Genomic DNA, 19,590 nt, shown 5'->3' on the forward strand with positions numbered 1-19,590 from the left:
GTGGTGACCATGACAGAACCCATCGTCGTCGGTGTCGACGGCTCAGCGTCTTCGCTGCAGGCAGTGGCCTGGGCGGCGCAGGAGGCCGTGCTGAGGAATGCGCCGCTGCGCATCGTGCATGCAGCTCTCCGCTGGGCCTACGACGTTCCTCTCGTCCCGCAGCCCGCTCACTGGGGGCCGGCCGCGGAAGCCACCTCCCAGGAACTGCTGCGCCAGGCCGCCGAGCAAGCCCACGCAGACACCCCCATGGTGATGGTCACCACTGAGATCGTCGACGGCGCCGCCGCGGAGGCGATCGCCGCCGCGGCCGAGACCGCACAGCTCATCGTCGTCGGCAGCCGGGGCCTTGGTGGATTCGCCGGACTGCTGCTGGGCTCGGTCAGCCGTGACCTCGCCGCCCGATCCCCCTGCCCGGTGGTGGTCGTAAACTGGCCGCGCACCGGGCACGGAACGGAGATCGTCGTCGGCGTCACCGGACACCCCGATCAAGGTCCCGTCCTGGAGTTCGCCTTCGGCGAGGCTGCGCTACGGGGACTCCCCCTGCGGGCGGTGCACGCCTGGACCCATCCGGCCGTCAGGGCACCCGGTGACATGCAGCCGCTCGTCTTGGACATCGAAAGCGTCGGCCAGGAAGAAGCACGTCTGCTGGCCGAGTCCATCAGCGGCTGGCGCGAGAAGTTCCCCGACGTACCCCTCATCGAGCACGTCGCGCACGAGCATCCGGCCAAGGCGCTCATCGACGCCTCAGAGGCCGCCGAGCTGGTCGTCGTGGGTGCCCCCGGCTGGGCAAGGATTTTCGGATCGACCGTGCACGCCCTGCTCCACCATGCCCACGCTCCCGTCGTCGTCGTCCGCCACGCGACCTCGCACACGCGCCGAATCTGAGCCCTCACGAGCGCGGAACCGCTACGGCGTGGCCGATGTCCACGAGCAGGCCGCATCTTCCCTCCTGGACAGCCCAGCCTCCCGCCCCGGTCGCGCGGGTGGTTGCCGGGCATCGTAATGACCGTGTCGCTTTTCCCGTCGCTGAGGTGCCCTGCACCGCTGGGGGCTCCGAGTGGAGGGGGCCGTGACCGGCAAGCCAGCCCCGTGCCGCCCCATCATCCGGCGGCTTCAGGTCGTAGGCGATGTCACGGGCCCAGGCACGCACCCGCTTCTGATCACGGAAATCACCCGCCGCCGTCTTGGTCATAGTCGCAGCAGGAAAACCCTTGGCATCGGCTCTAAAAGCGACTGAGCCAGCCTGCGAGCGTGAACAGGCTCAACACGGCGGCCTGGACCGTCGCGCGGATCGTTGAGGCGATCTCTTCGGTTGTGCGGGTACTCATGGCTTCACCTCTGTCACAGGAGGAGCGGGGTGACTCCTCCCCCTCGTGGGCGAGATGGCTTCTCGCTACGCCGCGTGGACGTTGCGGAGGACCAGCCCGGCCCTCTTGGTGTTGCTCGCCCCGACGACGTCCGCGTTCGCGGTGTATCCGCATTTCACGCACATGAAGTCGGCCTGGGTTTTACGGTTCTCGCCGCTGACGTGCCCACACACGGGGCGCGGGCAGGTGCGGGAGGTGTTGCGGGGGTTCACCGCGATCACTTCCCGACCGGCGCTTTCAGCCTTGTGCGACAGGATCTGCAGGAACACCCCCCAACCCGCGTCCAGGACGCTCTTGTTCAACCCGGCCTTGGCCGCCGCGCCGTTGGGCAGGAACGCCCCAGCCTGGTCGTGGTCAGGCCTCGGCTTTGGGGCCCTGGTCATGTTGCGGATCCGGAGTGCCTCCACCGCGATGAAGTCCGCCCCTCCCACCAAGGCGAGCGCGGTCTTGTGCGCGTGGTCGCAGCGTTTGACCTCGACGGTCTTGATCCGCCCGGCCACGGCGCGATGCCGATGCACGCGGACATGCCCGATGCCCTGAAGGCGGACACAGGTTGCGCCGCGCTGGTGGGGCTGGGAGTCCCAGCGGGCTCCGTCGCCCTCGACCAGGGTGACGGCATCGAACCGGCCCCGGCCCTTGAAGCGGGGGTAACCCGGCGTCTCGCCGTTCTTCACGCGGCGGAAGAACGCCTCGAACGCCTTGTTCAGGCGGCGCAGCGTCTGCTGCTGGGACTTGTTCAGGCGGCGCAGCGTCTGCTGCTGGGAGGTGAAGGACCAGCGCCCCTGCCCATCGGGGTCGGCCCGGCGGATTTCCTTGATCCGGGCCGGCCGGTCGCCGTAGCGGATGCCCACCTTGGAGCGGCGGTAGGCCTCGCGGCGTTCCTCCAGGGCGGCGTTGTACAGGTGCCGGTGATCGTCCAGATCGCCACCAGGGCGATCTCCTGGTGGCGGGTCGGACGGAGCGGGAACTTAAAAGACCTACGCACGAGCCACCCCCGGCTTGGGGGCTTTCTCATCCTGGGTCTCGATATACCGTTGCACGGTCGCTGCCGACACCGCGCCCACGCTCGCCACGAAATACGACCGTGACCACAGGGTCGGCAACCGCGAGCGTAGGTGGGCGAACTCTTCTCGCAGCACGTGCGAGGTGTGGCCCTTGAACTGGTTCGCCACGTAGGAGGGCGAATCCTTCGGATGCGGCTTCACGGACAGATGCACGTGATCCGGCATCACCTCAAGCGCGATGATCTCCCACCCGTGTTCGTCGGCCTTGGCGTGGATCAGTTCCTGCAGTCGGATCTTCACCCGGCCGCTCAGGACAGGGCGACGATACTTGGGGCACCACACCACGTGGTAGCCCAGGTCGTATGCCGCGCCCGGAGAGGTACGCACCTGACGAGTCATCCGATCACTATAAGCCTGGCGCTCTTATAATCCAAGGGGGGCAGGCAAAGACCCCAACCTGCGGGTCAGGGCACGCTCAGGCCCCAGAGGGCCTTCCCGCCCGGCATTCCCCCGTCGCCCAAAGGCGACGGTCCCCCGCCTTCGACTTGATGGAGGCCAGTGCAGCGCCACAGAGATCCTTAAGGGGTTCAGTCGATCACGCGGAGGACTTATGTTTACTCTCGTCTCCGTGGCCGGGCGCCGTCATGCCGGCGAGCCGGCGGCCAGGGAGAAGTAGGCCTCCTCCTCCTGGTCGAAGTGTAGGACCAGGACAGCATGCAGACCGTAGAGCGTCGAGCTGTTCCGGGCGCGGCCCGTCGGCCTCGGCGAGGGCCAGGTGGCCTCCCAGGCGGCGTACGAGGCGTTCGATCTCGCCGTGCGCCCTGCTCATGGTCATCGTGACCTCGGGACCTCCCAGCGCCTGCCCCATCGCCGGATACAGCCGCCGTTCCTCGGCCCGTTCATGGGGCAGCAGGCGTTCGGTGAGGAACTCGTGAACCTCCCGCAGCCGCTCCATGGACGTGGCCGAAGGGGCCGCGCCCAGCTCGTCGGCTGTCTCGCGGATCAGTTCAAGAGGCGGTCGCAGCAAGGAGTGCTCCATCTCGAAGCGGCGCAGCAGGGATTCGGTGGCGAGGTCCACCGCCGCCCGGGTCCCCCGCGCGAGGCGTAGCGCCCGTAGCGCGTTGGCGATCATCGCCACGCCGATGACCTCCTGCAGGAGAGCTCCGGCCACGGGCGGCAGTGCTCCGGCGGCGGCCACCGTCATGGCCACCAGCGACAGCGCCATCCCTGTGGCGGCGCTCTGCACGGCGATGCGACGGGAGCGGCGGGCGGCGTCCATGGCATCGGCGAGCCGGTCCAGCCGATCAGTGGTGAGCACCACGTCGGCGGCTTGGCCGGCGGCGGCCGACCCCCGGGCGCCCATCGCCACCCCGACATCGGCCGCCGCCAGGGCCGGTGCGTCGTTGATGCCATCACCCACCATCACGGTCACCGCCCTGGCCGCTTCCCGCCGTACGGCCCGCACGGGCGGCCTCGACGATCGCGGCGGCGAGCACGTGAGACGACATCTGGTCCACCGCCGCCAGGCAGAGCACATCCTCGGTGCGGATGCCGGGCGCGGCCACGATGTCGATCACCCGGGGGCGCTGTCGGCCTCGGCCTGCCGCGCCAGCCGTACCACCTCCGCGTAGGTGCTCGCGGCCGCGGTCCGGGTGGCCCGCAGGTCGAAGGCGGCACCGGCGTTCACCGCGCCACTGCGCACACCCTTGCCCGCGGCGTGCTCTACCGGTAGCGACTCCCCCGTCAGCGCCGACTCGTCCAGCAGGGCGGGGCCGCCGGCCGGCACGCCGTCGACGGCGACCGTCTCCCCGCTGGGAACCAGTAGCAGGTCGCCCGGCTGGACCTTCTCGATCGGGACAAGGCGCGGCACCCCGTCCTCGTAGCGCCGGGCCGGGTGCGGAGCGCGTTCGTACAGGGCGGTCAGGTCACGGCGGGCGCGGCGAAGGGCGTAGTCCTCCAGCGCCCGGCCGGTCGCGAGCATCACGCCGATCACCGCACCGGCGAGAAACTCCCGTACGGCGAGGGCCCCGGCCAGGGCGAGCACGGCGATGGCGTCCACACCCAGCCGGCCGTGTCGCAGCGCCGAGATCACCCACGCCGTCGCGAGGACCAGAGCCACCGCAGTGACCACGGCCCACACGACGTCACCGGCCGCCTCCGCGCCGGCTAGATGCAGCATGAGTCCGGCTAGTAGTCCGGTCACGGTGACCGAGAGAAGTGCGATGGCGGCGAATCGTCTCATATCCGTAGCCTCCTGCGGTGGGCTGAGCCGCCCAAAGGCAAAGGCTCTCTTCGATCAGAATCTTCGGCCGGTGGAAGGCTCGGCGGTCAGGACCGGACGACCGCCACTGGGCCGTGGGCGTGGTGCAGCACGCCGCGGCTGACGGAGCCCAGTACCACCGAGCCGATCGCGCCCATCCCTCGTGAGCCCACGACGACCAGGTCGGCCCTGGTGGACGCGTCGGTGAGAGCTTGGACGGGGTGCACGCCCTGGACGTCCTCCACCACTTCCACCTCGGGAAACTTCTCCCGCCAGGCGGCGAGCCGCTCCTGGACCACCCGGTGCTGTGCCTGGCGGATCTCGTCCATGTCGTAGGAGATCTCGGGCGCGAAGGCGTGCACCGGCAACTGCCAGGCATGGACGGCGCGCAGCATGCATCCGCGCAGCCTGGCCTGCTCAAAGGCATAGGCCAGCGCGGGCTCACACTGCGGGGAGTCGTCGACGCCGACGACGATTTCACGGTGCACTTCCTCGTCGCCGGGGCGGACGACGACCACCGGGCCGTGGGCGTGGCCGGCCACGTGTGTGCTCACCGATCCGAGCAGCGCTCCGGCGAAACCGCCCAGGCCCCTGCTGCCGAGCACGATCGCGGCAGCGTCTGCGTCCTGGCCGCACAGAGTCCTGGTCATGCTTCCCTCGATCAGTTCGGTGCTCACCTCGATGGACGGCTGACACCTCCGCGCCGTCTGTTCGGCCTCGGCCAGCACCTTCGTCCCGTTCATGACCACCGTGCCCGGCCACTCGGGGGTGGAGAAGCGGTGAATGTCATAGGGTCCGCGCTCCACGACGTGCACGATCCGCAGCGGCAGCCGTCTGCGGAAAGCGTCGTCGGCAGCCCATTTCACCGCTCTGTCCGCGTCGGCCGAGCCGTCCACCGCGACGACGATCGGTGAGGCGCCCTCGCGCGTGTCCGAGCGAACCGGCTGACTGGCGTCCTTGGGGGACATATCCCCCTCCTCGTGTACGGATCATCTTGTCCGTTCAAGCGTCGGACACCGGCACCGAGGCTCCCAGGGCCGCAGGACTGTCCGTACAAGGACTTTCGACCTGTTTTCCAGCAGCCGCGCCTGTCGGCGGCCCCGGCTGCCCAGCACGACCTTTATGGCCGTACCCGACAGTTTGGACCCCGCGAGCTGGACGATGGACCTGCCACACGGGCGCAGCCACCCCGCCTCGCATCTTCATTGGAGAAGCTGGAAACCGGCGAGCTGAGTGATCACCAGGTCGGCATTTGTTTGTGAATTCGAGATCCACAGCGGCCGGCTCCCTCTTCCTGCGCAGGGAGAAGCCTGTTACGCGGCCCTGGGCGGGCCGTTCCGGTTCATCTGACGACCGCGATGGGGCAGTGAGCATGGTGAAGCACCCCGCGGCTGACCGAGCCCAGCAGGACCGAGCCGACCGCGCCGAGACCACGGGAACCCACGACGAGCAGGTCGGCCCGTGCCGAGGCGGCCACGAGAGTCGGCACCGGGTACGCGCATGTCACCTCCTGCACAACGTCGACCGCGGGGAACGTCTCTTTCCAGTCAGCTAACCGGTCCGCGGCTACCCGGTGCTGCCCTTTTCGGATCTCGTCCAGGTCTCCGTCGGCCTCAGCTGTGAACGCCTGAACCGGTGCTTGCCAGGCGTGGACCGCGCGCAACGCGCATCCGCGCAGGCTGGCCTGTTCGAAGGCGAAGCCCAGAGCGGGCTCGCACTCTGCGGAACCGTCGACGCCTACGACCACCTCACCCCGCGTCTCCACGGCACCCGGCCTGACGACAACCACGACGCCGTGTACATGACCCGCCACGCGGATGGGGACCGAGCCGAGGAGCGATCCGGCGAAACCGCCCCGGCCACGGCTGCCGATCACCAGTTCAACGGCCGTCTCGGCCTGCCCGCGCAGGACCTCGGGCGGCGCTCCCTCGATCAACTCGGTCGTCACCCGAATTTCCGGCCGCCGTTCCAGGGCAACCGCGGCCGCCTCGGCGAGCGTCAGCTCGGCCAGACGCGTCACGTGATCCGTCTTGCCCGGTGCGGAAAATTCCGCGGCGTCATACGGCCGGCGGTCCACGACATGAACGATCCGCAAGGGCAGGCCCCTGCGGACAGCGTCGTCAACTGCCCATGCCAGGGCCGCGGTAGCGGCAGCCGAGCCGTCCGTTCCGACGGTGATCGATCCAGTCATGACCTCCCCCACCGTCCATCGGATCGCGGTGCGGACGGTTTCCCCAGGGGCGATCGTCCCCAGACGCTGGGACCTTCTCCCTCTCGGACGCGAGATTTGATCTTCTGACGAAGGTCCCTGCGGCATAGGGCCGATCAGCCCTGACGGCGATGTCGCGCACCGCCGTACCGTGCAGATGGAAGGGAGATTCGCGATGGCACCCTCTGCAGCCGTGGACCTCGGACGGATAGCCGCGGTGGTCTTCGACACCGATGGGGTCATCACCGACACGGCCAGGGTGCACGCCGCCGCATGGAAGCGGGTGTTCGACGCCTTCCTGCGCGAGCGCGCCAGACGGTCCGGCGAACGGTTCCAGCCGTTCGACACCGGTGAGGACTACCTGTGTCATGTCGACGGCAAATCCCGCATCGACGGGGTTGAGGACTTTCTCCGCTCCCGGGACATCACATTGGATCCGGACGTAGTGGCGGACCTCGCCGCGCGCAAGGACGCGTCTTTCCTGGCCGAGATCCGCGCACACGGGGTAGCCCCTTTCTTCTCGACCGTCGACCTCGTCCGTGAACTCCGGCACCGCGGGGTGCTTACGGCCGCCGTCTCGGCGAGCCGCAACTGCGCGCAGGTGCTTCACGCGGCGACCGTCGACCACCTGTTCGACGTCCGGGTCGACGGCGTGGACGCCGCCCGGCTGGCACTGGCGGGAAAGCCCGACCCTGCGCTGTTCCTGGCGGCCCGGCGGCTCGGGGTGACGCCAGAGCATACGGCTGTGGTGGAGGACTCCCTGCCGGGCGTGCGAGCGGGCAGGGCCGGTGAGTTCGGTCTTGTCATCGGCGTTGACCGGCACGACCGGCGGGAGGCGCTGCGGGCGGCCGGCGCCGACCTCATTATCGGTGATCTGGCAGAACTACGACTGGACGGGAGAAGACGTGAACCCCTGGCTCCTCACCGATGACGGTTTCGCCCCCGCCCACGAGGGGCTGCGAGAAGCGCTGACGACGCTCGGCAACGGCTACTTCGCCACCCGGGGCGCCGTGCCTGAGGCACAGGCCGACGGCGTGCACTACCCCGGCACTTACGTCGCCGGCTGCTACGACCGGCTCGTCTCCCAGGTCGCGGGCCGCCGGGTGGACAACGAAGACCTTGTCAACGTGCCGAACTGGCTGCCGCTGACCTTCCGCGCCACAGGCGGCGACTGGTTCGCCCCCGGCCACGCCGAGATCCTCACCAGCCGGCACACTCTCGACATGCGCCGGGGTGTGCTCACCCGGCTCCTGCGGATCCGCGACCCCCAAGAGCGGATCACCCGGTTGGAGCAGTGCAGGCTGGTCTCGATGGACGACCCGCATGTGGCTGCCATGACCATGACGGTCGTTCCGGAGAACTGGAGCGGCACGCTGGAGATCCGCTCGGCGCTGGACGGGCGGGTCACCAACCGCGGGGTCGCCCGCTATCACGGGCTGGCAGACCGGCACCTGATGCCGATCCGCGCATACGCCTCCGGCGGCGTCATCGAGCTGCTGACGCGCACCGTCACCTCCCGTGTGGAGATCGCACTGGCCGCTCGCACCACCCTGGCCGGAGGGCGGCACCATATCGGTGCCGAGGGCGAGGTCCGCGAGGACGTTCAGGAGGGGTGGGTGAGCGAGGAGTGGGCCGTCGAAGTCGCGGCGGGCGAGGAGGTCGTCGTGGAGAAGGTCGTAGCTCTGTACACCTCCCGGGACCGGGCCATCGCCGAGAGCGGGGCCGCCGCGAGAACCGCGGTCGTGCGCGCGGACGGCTTCCAGTCCCTCCTCAGGCGGCACACACGGGCCTGGGACCGGCTGTGGCAACGGGCGCACGTCACCGCCGAGGACACCGAGGTACAGCAGATTCTCAACCTGTATGTCTTCCATCTGCTGCAGACGGCCTCCCCGCACGTCGCGGAACTCGACACCGGTCTCCCTGCCCGGGGCCTGCATGGCGAGGCCTACCGGGGCCACGTGTTCTGGGACGACCTGTTCGTCTTCCCCTTCCTCGCCCCGCGCTTTCCGGACATCACCCAGGCGTTGCTCAGGTACCGGTGGCGACGCCTGCCCGAGGCGCGCTGGGCCGCCCGCGCCGCCGGGCGCACCGGTGCGATGTTCCCCTGGCAGAGCGGCAGCGACGGCCGAGAGGAGACACCGCGCCTGCACTTCAACCCCCGCTCCGGCCGCTGGTTGCCCGACCACTCCCACCTGCAGCGCCACGTCGGCCTGGCCGTCGCCCACAATGTGTGGCAGCACTACCGGGCCACCAAGGACATCGGCTTCCTGGCGGGCTTCGGCGGGCAGTTGCTCGTGGAGATCGCCCGGTTCTTCGCCTCGCTCGCGACCTGCGAGGAGGGGCGTTACGTCATCCGCGGCGTGATGGGGCCTGACGAGTATCACGACGGTTATCCCGGCCGCGATGAGCCCGGCCTGGACAACAACGCCTATACCAACGTCATGACCGCGTGGCTGATGCGCCGGGTCCTGGACATGATCGGTCTGGTCGGCGACGAGGGAGTCAGCAGGCAGGAGATCGACCTCTTCACTGGCATGGCCCGGCGGGTGCGGGTGGACTTCCACGATGGAGTGATCAGCCAGTTCGAGGGATACCAGGCCCTGGAGGAGCTGGACTGGGCCGCCTACCGGAAGAAGTACGGAGACATCCGGCGGCTGGACCGCATCCTCGAAGCCGAGGGTGACACTCCCAACCGCTATAAGGCCTCCAAGCAGGCCGATGTGCTCATGCTGTTCCACCTGCTGGGCAGGGAAGGACTCGACGAGATCCTGACCGGCCTCGGCTACAGATGGAACGCCGCGATGGCGGCGCGGACCGTCGACTACTACCTCGCCCGCACCTGCCACGGCTCCACGCTGAGCGCGGTTGTCCACGCCGGGGTGCTGGCACGCCTGCGTCCCGGAGCCTCCGAGCCGTTCCTGGTCGAGGCGTTGAACAACGATGTGAAGGACCTCCAGGGAGGCACCACCGCCGAGGGGATCCATCTGGGCGCGATGGCCGGGGTCGCCGTCTTGTTCGAAGCACCCTGAGCTGCGGCCGGTGCGGGATCATCCGGCAGGCGACCTCGCCGTCACCTGCCGTCACCTGCCGTCGCCGCTGGGCAATGGGCCCGGATGGCTGAACCGGGAGGCCCGGCGCTGCACGTGATGGGCGTGGTCGCGGTGCCGGACGACGGGCGGCCTGCCGTCCGCACCCGCGAAGAACAGCTCCGGGCCGGCGTGGAAGACGCCGAGCATGACCGCGAAGGTGAGGAAGTCGAACAGGGAGCTGATCGGGCCGAAGAAGAACATGAACCGGCGGATGAAGCCGATGTCCCAGTGCGAGGGAGCATGAAGCTGCTCCGGGTCGACCCGGTCGGTGGGGATGCTGAGCTGGCTGGTGTCGTAGAGCAGGTTGTTCAGCAGAATCTGGCTCGGAAGCATGGGCAGGAAGCTCAGCACCGCCGACGCGGAGGCGGCGCTGAACATGTTGCCGAAATTACTCGAGGTGCCCATCAGCACGTACTTGATGGTGTTGGTGAAGATGCGCCTGCCCTCGGCGACCCCGTCGGCCAGGACTCCGAGGTCCTTTTCCAGCACAACGACGTCGGCGCCGGTCAGGGTGCCACCCGAGGTCAGGCCAAGACTGGCGCAGACCTTCTCCGCGACCAGCGGGTTGTCCCCGGTGGCGATCTTCACAGTGATGCCGAGCGCGGCCAGGCGACGCAGCGAGGCGGCCGCCGCCGCCTTGGGCCGGTCGAGAAACACCAGGAATCCGGCCAGGGCCAGGCCTTGCTCGTCCATGGGCGCCGGAACGGTCAGATCGGGAACGGACCTGGTGGCGACGGCCACGACCCTGCCACCCTCGGCGAACCGGGCCTCCAAGGTCTCAGCGGCTTCGGCCGGCACGTCCCAGCAGCGCTCCAGCACGGCCTCGGGAGCGCCTTTGGTGACCGGCAACCGGGTACCGTCCGGAGCGGAGAGCACCGCGGTGGTCATCCTGCGCTCGTGGTCGAACGGCAGCAGTCCGAGACGCGTGTAGCCGTCAATCGGGTGCGCCAGAGCATCCGGGGCCCGCCACAACGCGGCGTCCAGCGGGTTTCCTCCAACCGTGGCCCGGTCGTTGGCCGTCAGATCGGTCTCGGTGGCCAGGAGTCCGAGCAGCAGTACCCGGTCGTTGCCGTTCCCGCAGGGATCCAGGGCGGCCAGGAAGTCGATCCTGCCCTCGGTGAGGGTGCCGGTCTTGTCGGTGACCAGGATGTCCATGTCGCCGAGGTCCTCGATGCAGACCAGCCGTTTGACCAGCACCTTGCGGCGGGCGAGCTGCCGGGAACCGGCCGCCAGACTGGTGCTGACCACCACGCCGGTGCCATCGCCCGCCCGAACGACCGTACCCATCAGCGCGCAGCAGCTCAGCTCGGCCAGTGCCGTGTCCTGCGGCACGGACGCGACGGTCTTGTCCACCGGCAGCGACTCTCCGGTCAGCACGCTCTCGTCGCATTCCAGACCGGTCGTGGCCAGCAACCGCAGATCCGCTGGGACGATCCCGCCCAGCGCCAGCCGTACCACGTCGCCGGGTACCAGGATCACCCCGATGATGACGGCGTCGGTGCCGTTACCCAGGAAGAACGCGACGATCGCGGTCACCGCCAGCAGGATCAGCACCGCATTGCGCAGTTGCCGGCCCAACACCCGCAGCGCCTGGGCGGAGGGCAGGGCGGCCGCCTCACCGGCGGTCAGTTCCGTGAAGCCTGCCGCACCTTCCGGAATCGCCGCGTCAGGCGTGGGTGGAGCGGCCGGTGGCGACGGCCCCGAACGACCATGATCATTCACATTAAGTCTCCCGGAGGTCTCCACACCCCTCAGCAGATCATCAGCGGAACGAGCGGATCTCCGGCCGAAAGGCACCGCCTGAAGGGACCTTTGGCACCTGCGTCCAGCAGGGCCAACGCGGGGAAAGGCTGTTCGAGACACCGGACGAAACGATGCGGCCCTGCTCTCCACGCCACTCCGTCAAGGGTGGAACCGCGTCCGGTGCCTCACCGCAGCCGAGGGGGAGGGCGTGTCACTGTTGGTTCGACGGCGGTCGCCTAGTAGGGCTTGGTTACCTCGGGTAGGGGACGGTATGTCACCTGTTTGGGGGTGAGGGAAGATGACCCCTCAAGAACTCGAGGCCGTGCGGGCGCGGCTGGAGACGTTTGCCGCTGAGATGTTCTCCGGTTTCGCCCGTGCTGATCAGCGGCGGTGGGGCGAGCGGTATGTGCGCGGCCTGCTGACCGACGGGGCGCGGAAATCGATGGAGCCGATGGCGGCCCGGCTGGGCGTGGATCGCCAAGGGCTGCAGCAGTTCTGCACCGATGCCCCCTGGTCGCATCAGCTGGTTTTGGCCGAGCTGGCCTGGCGGATGGATGCGGCGATCAACCCGGTGGCATGGGTGGTCGATGATGTGTCCTTTGTCAAGGACGGCCAGGAGTCGCCGGGGGTGGCCGCGCAGTATTGCGGGGCGCTGGGGGCTTGTTCGTGAATAACTGTCAGAGTTGATCTGCGGGGCAGTCATCGGCGGACGTAATACGATCTTGCAGTTGCTCGAGCGTACGTGCGGGCGATCCGGGGATCGGCGTGACGGAGATTTTGTGCAGGTCGAGGATCCGGTGGCCATCTTGGAACTGGTTGGACAGGTTGGTGCGGGTGACGCCCAGCAGGCGGGCTAGGAGGGTGCTGGTCGCGGCCTTGCGGCGACGGAGTAAAGCGGTCAGGAGCCGGTGGAAGTGATCTAGGCTGCTGGTCTGCGGATGGAGGTAGCGGCGCGGGCGGTGGAAACGGCGTTGAAAGGCCGCCTCTGCCAGCGCGTCCCAGTAGGGCTCCGAGATCTGCACCAGGCGGGCGAAGTCCGAGCGCGGCATGCCGGTCAGGGCCGGATCGGTGAGCATCCAGGTCACGTCCGGATCGATCGGTTGGTTGGTCTCGGCTTCTTCGGAAAGTCTGGGAGGGGTGGGGGCCAGGGTGTAGTTCCAGTCGCCGTGGAATGCATCGGGTGTGATCGGCAGGGCATGGAACTCGGCGGGCGTGACGGCGGTGCCCAGTGGGTAGTTGCCGGTGTCCAGTTCGGCGCTGACTCTCAGTCCGGCCTCTGTTGTCGTCGCGGCGATCGTCTCGATGACGACCTGGTAGCTGGTCAGCGGGCGGCCACGCCAGTTGGCGGTGATGTGGCAGAACATCCGGTGCTCGATCTTGTTCCACTTCGAAGTGCCGGGAGGAAAGTGGCAGACCGTGATCTCAAGGCCGCTCTCGCGGGCGAAGTCGTGTAGTTGCTTCTTCCATGTCCAGTAGCGGGGGTTGTTGGAGCCACCGGCGTCCGCGGTGATCAACAGCCGGGTGGCGTGCGGGTGGTCGAGACAACCGCGGCGTCGCCACCAGCGGCGGACGGACTCCACCGCGAACTCGGCGGTGTCGTGATCGGTTCCGACGTTGACCCAGCCGCTGTTGGTGGCGAGGTCGTAGATTCCGTAGGGGATGGCCACTGGCTGGTCGCTGGTGACGAGGGTGTGGCTGTCCACCTTGATCGGGTTCTTTCCCGGTTGCCAGGTACGTCCAGGCCGGTCGCGGTTGCCGAGCCACTCTTTGGCTTTGGTGTCGATGCTGATCACCGGCTGGTCGTCGTCGAGGAAGGCGGCGGCGGTGGCGTTGAGATGGGCAAACTGGGCGTCGCGATCCGGATGCCGGGTGCCTTCGGTGGTCTTGGCCGTGCCCTGCAGGCTGTAGCCCAGGCCGTGCAGCAGGTGGCCGACGGTTGTGGCACCGATCGGATGCTTCTGCGCGGAAAGGGCATGGGCCAGGCTGCGCAGCGACAGCGTGGTCCAGCGCAGTGGGGAGACGGGGTCGCCGCGAGTGTGCGGCTCGATCAGTGACTCAAGGGCCGGTAGCAGGCCGGGGTCGGTGACTGTCAGCGGTTTGCGCCCGGCGCCCGAGGCCCGGATGCGGCGGGTCGGCGCGGGGTGCGTCTCCAGCTCGATGATGCCACGCGCGATGGTGGCGGTACTGATGCCGGAGGCTGCGGCCACCAGGGCAATCCCGCCATGGCCGAGCACGGCGGCCTCGCTGGCCAGGTAGAGGCGACGGCACCGCTCGTCAAGGTGCGGCAGGATCTGCTCGAACTTGGCCCGCAGCTCGGCTGCGGGTACATCTTCCTTCGAAGAGGCGGTCATGCTCCAGCGTCTCACCGTCGACCCGGTCCCGCAGATCAACTCTGACAGTTATTCACGAACAAGCCCTGGGCAAGACCGCGAACTGCCAGGTCGCGCCGAGCGTGCATCTGGTCACCGACGCCGCGTCGTGTCCGGTGAACTGGCGGCTGTTCGTGCCCGAGCAGTGGGATCCGGCCTCGCCGCGCACGGAGGATCCGGCCGCGGTGGCGGCACGCCGGCAGCGCTGCCGAATCCCCGCCGACGTCGGTCATGTGCCCAAGTGGCAGCTGGCTCTGGACATGATCGACGAGCTGGAGAGTTGGGGGCTGGATCCGCCGTTGGTGGTCGCCGATGAGGGCTACGGTCAAGACGGGGCCTTTCGCCTGGGCCTGACCGAGCGCGATATTCCCTACGTGGTGGGGGTGCGTTCCGATACCGCGCTGCTGGAGGCCGAGGCCTGCCGCAGCGTCGCGCCGTATGCGGGGACCGGGCGGCGGCCGGTGCCCCGCTACCGGCAGCGGCGCATCAGCGCCCGGCAGTTGGTGCTGGAGGGCGGGCGGCGCGCGCTGCACACAGTGCGGTGGCGGATGGGGTCCAAGGGTCCGTTGCGCTCGCGCTTTGCCGCGCTGCGGGTACGGCCGGCGGGCGTGCGGATCCGCCGCGCTTACGCGGGCGGGGAGTTGCCGGTGTGCTGGCTGCTGGCCGAATGGCCGCCCGGTGAGCCGGAGCCGGTCAAGTACTGGTTGTCCACGCTGGAGGCCGATGTTCCATTGCGGCGTCTGGTGGGTCTGGCGAAGATCCGCTGGCGCATCGAGCACGACTACCGTGAGCTGAAGACCGGCCTGGGCCTGGACCACTTCGAGGGTCGCACGTGGAGCGGTTGGCATCATCACGTCACCCTGGTCTCGGTCGCTCACGCGTTCTGCACCCTTGAAAGGCTCAACCCAAAAGCGCCGGCTGCGGCTTGAGCACCTACCGGGTCATCGCCGAGTTGCAGCTGCTTCTGGCCTGCTGGGCCGGTATCTGCCCCACCTGCCGCCGCGCGTTACCCCGACATGCCCAGCCCGTCCCCACCTAACCAAGCCCTACTAGAGCCGACAGTCCCGGCTGGCAGAGCACTTGGACTCTACGAGACGGCATGGCGGTGACCGATGCTGCTGATATGAGGCGAGCCGTTCCTGATGAGTGTGATGCCCTGCTGCGTGAGGGCGGCATCGCCCATATCCGGCCGCTGCGGCCGGATGACCGCGCGCGGTTACACGAACTGGTCGACAGGTCGTCTGAGCGTTCGGCTTACCTGCGATTTTTCACCGGTGGTACGGCCAGCGCCCACGCCTATATGGATCACATCGCCACGCTGGACTACTCGGGCCGCGCGCTGGTCGCCGTGGTGAACGGTCAGCTGGTGGCCGTGGCGGAGTACATCCCCGGCGATGCGGGCGATGCCGAGATCGCGATCTTGGTTGACGACGGGATGCACCATCGCGGCTTGGGCACCCTGCTGGTTGAGCACCTGGCATTGAACGCCGCCGACGAGGGCGTGCGCGAACTGGTCGCCAACGTACTGGCCGAGAATCGCCCCATGCTCCGAATGCTGGACGACGTCGGGCTGACCACCAGGCGGGCATTCAGCGATGGAACGGTTGAGATCCGCATGGATCCGCATCCCACTCCGGGCGTGCTGGAGCGGATCGAGGAACGCGCACACCAGGCGGCGTCCGCCTCCCTGACCCGGCTGTTCTGCCCGGAGTCGGTCGCGGTGATCGGCGCCGGCCGAGCCCCGGGTGGAGTGGGCCACCGCATCCTGTGCAATCTCCTCCAAGGAGGCTTCCCGGGCCCCGTCTACCCGATCAACCCGCATGCCAGGCAACTTTGCGGCATGCCCGCGTACGCGAGCGTGAAAAACGTGCCGGGTCCGATCGATCTGGCGATCATCGCGACCCCGGCTCGCACCGTGCTGGAGCTCGCCCGTGACTGCGCCGGCCACGGCATGCGCGATCTCGTCGTCGTCACGACGGGATTCGCTGAGGCCGGAGAGACGGGTGCGGAGGACGAACTGCTGAGGATTTGCCGGGAGGCCGGCATCCGGCTGGTCGGCCCCAACTGTCTTGGCATCGTCAACACCGAAGCCCGGCTCAACGCCAGCTTCCTGCCCCACCCGCCGATCCCGGGGCGTCTGGCCCTGATGTCGCAGTCCGGCGCGATCGCGGTCGCCCTGATCGACCGCGCCATCGATCGGGGAACCGGCATCTCCTCGTTCGCCTCGGTCGGCAATAAGGCCGATGTCAGCGGCAACGACCTGTTGGAGTATTGGGAGGACGACCTGGCGACCGACGTGATCGCCCTGTATCTGGAGTCGTTCGGCAATCCCCGCAGGTTCGAACGCATCGCGCGGCGGGTGAGCAGGCGGAAGCCGATCATCGCGATCAAGAGCGGCCGCGGTGGCTCAGGCGAGCGAGCGGTCCGCTCCCACACTGCGGCCGCCGCCACTCCGGACGTGGCCGTCGACGCCCTGCTGAAAGCCTCGGGGATCATCCGCGTGGAGACCGTCCAGGACATGCTCGACACCGCGTGTCTCCTGGCTGCCCAGCCGCTGCCGCAGGGCAGCCGGGTGGCCATCGTCGGTAACTCGGGCGGGCCGCAGACCCTCGCCGCCGACGCCTGCGAACAGCGCAACCTGCTGGTCCCCGAGCTGGCCCCCGTCACCTGCGAGCGGCTGCGTGCCCGGCTGCCGGTCGCGGCGGCCGTGGCCAATCCCGTCGACCTCACCGCCGGCGGCAGCGCGCGGGATCTGGCGTTCGCCGTCGAGACCGCCTTGGCGGATCCGGGCATCGACATCGTCCTGGTCGTCTACACGCCGCCGTTCGGCTCCGGCCTGGGCAGAACCCGCCAGGCCATCTCCCACGCGGCGACGGTGACGGGCAAGACCGTGGTCGCGTGCATCACCGGGCACGATGGCCTGCTGAGCGGGCGCGTGCCCTGCTACGCCTTCCCCGAGCAGGCGGTGCGGGCACTGCGCCACGCGGTGGACTACGCGTCGTGGCGCGCCGTGCCGCAGGCTCCGCCTGCTGAGCCGCATCCGGCCGAGGCCGTCGCCGCGCGCGACATCGTCGAGGCGGACCTGGCGCGCCATCCCGGCGGCCGATGGCTCGACTACGGCACCGCCGCCCGCCTGCTCGGCTGCTATGGCGTCCAGGTGGCCGAGGCGGTCGAGGCGGTCGAGGTCGACGGGCCGGACAGCGCTGCGGAGGCGGCCGTCGTGATCGAGCCGCCGGTGGTGCTCAAGGCCACCGGCCCTGACCTGGTGCACAAGAGCGACATCGGTGGCGTCCGTGTCGGCCTCGGTACGCCGGATGAGGCCGGCCGTGCCTACCGGGAGATGGCCGGCGCGATCGGGCCGGCCATGACCGGCGCGATCGTCCAGCCGATGGTCGAGCCGGGTGTTGAGATCATCATCGGTGGCGTCGCGCACGAGGCCTTCGGACCTCTGCTCATGATCGGCATGGGCGGCGTGACCGCCGAGCTTCTGGCCGACCGCTCCTTCCGGGTGCCGCCTCTTAGCGACCAGGACCCGGCAGCGATGATCGCCGAGCTCCGCTGCGCGCCGTTGCTGGCCGGCTATCGCGGACGCCCGTGTGCCGACATCGCCGCGTTGCGGAAGCAGGTCGCCGGCGTCGGGAGGCTCCTGGACAACCTCCCGGAGGTAGCCGAGCTCGACTTGAACCCAGTGATCGTCACTCCGGCCGACGCGGTGGTCGTGGACGTGCGGATACGGCTCGCCCCCGCCGCTCCGCCGTTGTCGCTCTTGCGCAGGCGGCTTCGATGAATGAGCCGGCCCATGGCGCCTTTGGGTCCTTTTTGGAGGCGAAGATGGTTGTCAGCGTCGGAGACGTCATGACCCGGAGGGTCCTTTCGGTGGGCGAGGATACCCGTTTTAAGGATATCGCCGAGGTGCTCGTCACCCATGCGATCAGCGCTGTGCCGGTGGTAGACGGTGCCGGCCATGTGATCGGCATCGTCTCCGAAGCCGATCTCCTGCACAGAGAAGGGGACGAAGAACCGTTTCCCGGCCCGGCCGGCCCGCCGCCGCAGGCCCAGCCGGATCAGTGGCTGAAGGTGGGCAAGACCAAGGGCAGGACTGCCCGGGAGTTGATGACCGCTCCTGCGATCACCGTCTCGATGGACACACCGGTGGTGACCGCCGGCCGTCTGATGGAGCACCACGGCGTCAAACGGCTGCCGGTGCTCGACGACCACGGTCGTCTGGCGGGCGTCGTCAGCCGCTACGACCTGCTGAAGGTGTTCGTCCGCTCTGACCGGGACATCGAGCATGAGGTCCGGGTGGACATCCTGGTGCGGTCGCTGTGGATGGACACCTCGCGTGTCCGGGTCGCCGTCCAGGACGGCGTGGTGACGCTGAGCGGGCGGATGATCCTGCGTGGTGAAGCCCAGATCGCCGTTTGGATGACCAAGCAGGTCGGCGGAGTGGTCGATGTGATCGACGAGCTCACCTGGGAGCGGGACATCACCCCTTCCGAGAAGGAACGTTGAAGGATTCTCGCGCCACAGCGTTCCGCGATGTCGGCATGCCGCCGGAAATATCCGGGCCTGGGGCAGCGACCGACCGGTGACCTCGCTTAATGGCGGCGCTGAGGACTTTGGTCCCTACCTCCAGCGCTTCGGGAGAGTTAGCGTTCGGGCATGATTCGTGTGTTCCTCGTCGATGATCACGAGGTGGTGCGGCGGGGCGTGGCCGCGCTGCTGGAGTCCGAGGGTGACATCGAGGTCGTCGGCGAGGCCGGGACCGCGGAACCCCACCCACCCACAGATGATCATCGTTTTCGGCTACGGCCTGGCCGTGCTCGGCACCCCACGCCGTCCCGTTTCGGACATCCTCAAAACGGCCCGAAGAGAGCCGTTCATTTCCTGCTGTTTCCAAAAGCGGCCGAAAGACCTGATCTTTAGGGACCTCCGACCGCTGCGTCAGCCCCCTCCTCGGTGATGGTATCGAGGAAGAGAAAACGCCGAAAATGCGGGAAGGAAAAAATGAGTACGCCGATGCGCCATGAGCAGCGAGGACTCGTCCCTGATCTGCTCGACTGGCTGGACATTCCCTTTGCCGCCCTGCGGCCGCCCATGACCCAGCCCATCAAATTCGAGGATTACCTTAAGGAAGGCCGTTACGTGCTACGCGCCGAACTTCCGGGAATCGACCCTGAAAAGGATATCGAGATAACCCTGTCCAACGGCGTTCTGACCGTCCACGCCGAACGGCGCGACGAACACAAAGATCAACATCGGACGGAGTTCCACTACGGCTCCTTCACCCGCTCTGTCACGCTGCCCGCCAGTGTGGACGACAACGACATCAGGGCGACCTACGACAAGGGCATCATGGAGGTCAGCGTCAAGCTTGCCGACTCTAAGCAGAAGGGGAAACGCATCCCGATCGAGTCCAAGCCGCAAGCAGAGAACTGACGGATCGTGCGGGCCCGCTTGACGTGAAGCGGATCCGCACAGCCTCGCTGCTGAGGAACACGCGCGTCACCGTCGAGGAGGTGAGGGTTGTCAAAGTGACAACCGAGGCG

14 protein-coding genes and 4 pseudogenes are annotated in these 19,590 nt (G+C 68.4%); 9 read left to right on the forward strand and 9 right to left on the reverse strand.

Annotated elements, in window-relative coordinates; genetic code table 11:
- The first annotated feature begins 9 nt into the window (after positions 1-9).
- A complete protein-coding gene (locus FHR32_RS35675; RefSeq protein ID WP_184758912.1) occupies positions 10-885 on the forward strand; it encodes a universal stress protein in 876 nt (291 codons plus the stop codon).
- Positions 886-1,393: 508 nt separating this feature from the next.
- Here FHR32_RS35675 and FHR32_RS46920 read toward each other — a convergent pair.
- The 7 genes from FHR32_RS46920 to FHR32_RS35700 form a co-directional block, all read right to left on the reverse strand.
- On the reverse strand, positions 1,394-2,218 hold the full coding sequence (locus FHR32_RS46920; RefSeq protein ID WP_312882850.1) for an RNA-guided endonuclease InsQ/TnpB family protein: 825 nt from the start codon (positions 2,216-2,218) through the stop codon (positions 1,394-1,396).
- Between the two features lie 126 nt (positions 2,219-2,344).
- Entirely contained in the window at positions 2,345-2,770 is a 426-nt protein-coding gene (gene tnpA / locus FHR32_RS35685) for an IS200/IS605 family transposase (protein WP_184758913.1), read from the reverse strand.
- Between the two features lie 196 nt (positions 2,771-2,966).
- Positions 2,967-3,794, reverse strand: coding sequence for a hemerythrin domain-containing protein (locus FHR32_RS45220; protein WP_246468377.1), 828 nt, complete (start codon positions 3,792-3,794; stop codon positions 2,967-2,969).
- Complete coding sequence (locus tag FHR32_RS45225; protein WP_246468311.1) at positions 3,784-3,948, reverse strand: hypothetical protein; 165 nt, start codon at positions 3,946-3,948, stop codon at positions 3,784-3,786. The genes FHR32_RS45220 and FHR32_RS45225 overlap by 11 nt, the downstream gene beginning before the upstream one ends.
- Positions 3,945-4,613 carry a P-type ATPase actuator domain-containing protein gene (locus FHR32_RS45230; RefSeq protein WP_246468312.1) on the reverse strand — a complete coding sequence of 223 codons (669 nt, stop codon included), beginning with the start codon at positions 4,611-4,613 and terminating at the stop codon, positions 3,945-3,947. Before FHR32_RS45230 ends, FHR32_RS45225 begins: the two co-directional genes overlap by 4 nt.
- Positions 4,614-4,699: 86 nt before the next feature.
- Positions 4,700-5,599, reverse strand: coding sequence for a universal stress protein (locus FHR32_RS35695; RefSeq protein ID WP_184758914.1), 900 nt, complete (start codon positions 5,597-5,599; stop codon positions 4,700-4,702).
- Positions 5,600-5,973: 374 nt separating this feature from the next.
- Positions 5,974-6,822: a universal stress protein gene (locus tag FHR32_RS35700; RefSeq protein ID WP_184758915.1), complete on the reverse strand. Its 849-nt coding sequence runs from the start codon at positions 6,820-6,822 to the stop codon at positions 5,974-5,976.
- A 193-nt stretch (positions 6,823-7,015) separates the two neighbouring features.
- Between FHR32_RS35700 and FHR32_RS35705 the strand changes: the two genes are divergently transcribed.
- Positions 7,016-7,771, forward strand: a complete 756-nt coding sequence (locus FHR32_RS35705) for an HAD family hydrolase (RefSeq protein ID WP_184758916.1) — start codon at positions 7,016-7,018, stop codon at positions 7,769-7,771.
- Entirely contained in the window at positions 7,746-9,869 is a 2,124-nt protein-coding gene (locus FHR32_RS35710; RefSeq protein ID WP_184758917.1) for a glycoside hydrolase family 65 protein, read from the forward strand. Before FHR32_RS35705 ends, FHR32_RS35710 begins: the two co-directional genes overlap by 26 nt.
- A 51-nt stretch (positions 9,870-9,920) precedes the next feature.
- Here FHR32_RS35710 and FHR32_RS35715 read toward each other — a convergent pair whose 3' ends face one another.
- Complete coding sequence (locus FHR32_RS35715; protein WP_312882851.1) at positions 9,921-11,651, reverse strand: P-type ATPase actuator domain-containing protein; 1,731 nt, start codon at positions 11,649-11,651, stop codon at positions 9,921-9,923.
- Positions 11,652-11,970: 319 nt separating this feature from the next.
- Between FHR32_RS35715 and FHR32_RS35720 the strand changes: the two are divergent.
- Positions 11,971-12,330 (forward strand): annotated as a pseudogene (locus FHR32_RS35720) (transposase); the annotation flags it as partial.
- A gap of 41 nt (positions 12,331-12,371) precedes the next feature.
- Here the strand turns inward: FHR32_RS35720 and FHR32_RS35725 are convergent.
- A pseudogene (locus FHR32_RS35725) lies at positions 12,372-14,023 on the reverse strand (ISAzo13 family transposase).
- A gap of 62 nt (positions 14,024-14,085) precedes the next feature.
- On the opposite strand from FHR32_RS35725, the pseudogene FHR32_RS35730 reads away from it, so the two are divergent.
- The 5 genes and pseudogenes from FHR32_RS35730 to FHR32_RS35745 all read left to right on the forward strand — a co-directional run.
- Positions 14,086-14,970, forward strand: a pseudogene (locus tag FHR32_RS35730) (IS701 family transposase); the annotation flags it as partial.
- Positions 14,971-15,164: 194 nt separating this feature from the next.
- The gene (locus FHR32_RS35735; protein ID WP_184758919.1) at positions 15,165-17,828 is read left to right on the forward strand and encodes a bifunctional acetate--CoA ligase family protein/GNAT family N-acetyltransferase; all 2,664 of its coding nucleotides are present in this window, start codon (positions 15,165-15,167) and stop codon (positions 17,826-17,828) included.
- Positions 17,825-18,553: a CBS domain-containing protein gene (locus tag FHR32_RS35740; RefSeq protein ID WP_246468313.1), complete on the forward strand. Its 729-nt coding sequence runs from the start codon at positions 17,825-17,827 to the stop codon at positions 18,551-18,553. The genes FHR32_RS35735 and FHR32_RS35740 overlap by 4 nt, the downstream gene beginning before the upstream one ends.
- 150 nt (positions 18,554-18,703) lie before the next feature.
- A pseudogene (locus FHR32_RS45235) lies at positions 18,704-18,814 on the forward strand (response regulator transcription factor); the annotation flags it as partial.
- A gap of 246 nt (positions 18,815-19,060) precedes the next feature.
- The gene (locus FHR32_RS35745; protein WP_246468314.1) at positions 19,061-19,480 is read left to right on the forward strand and encodes an Hsp20/alpha crystallin family protein; all 420 of its coding nucleotides are present in this window, start codon (positions 19,061-19,063) and stop codon (positions 19,478-19,480) included.
- Positions 19,481-19,590: the final 110 nt, after the last annotated feature.

The organism is Streptosporangium album (assembly GCF_014203795.1).
GTDB classification, from domain to species: domain Bacteria; phylum Actinomycetota; class Actinomycetes; order Streptosporangiales; family Streptosporangiaceae; genus Streptosporangium; species Streptosporangium album.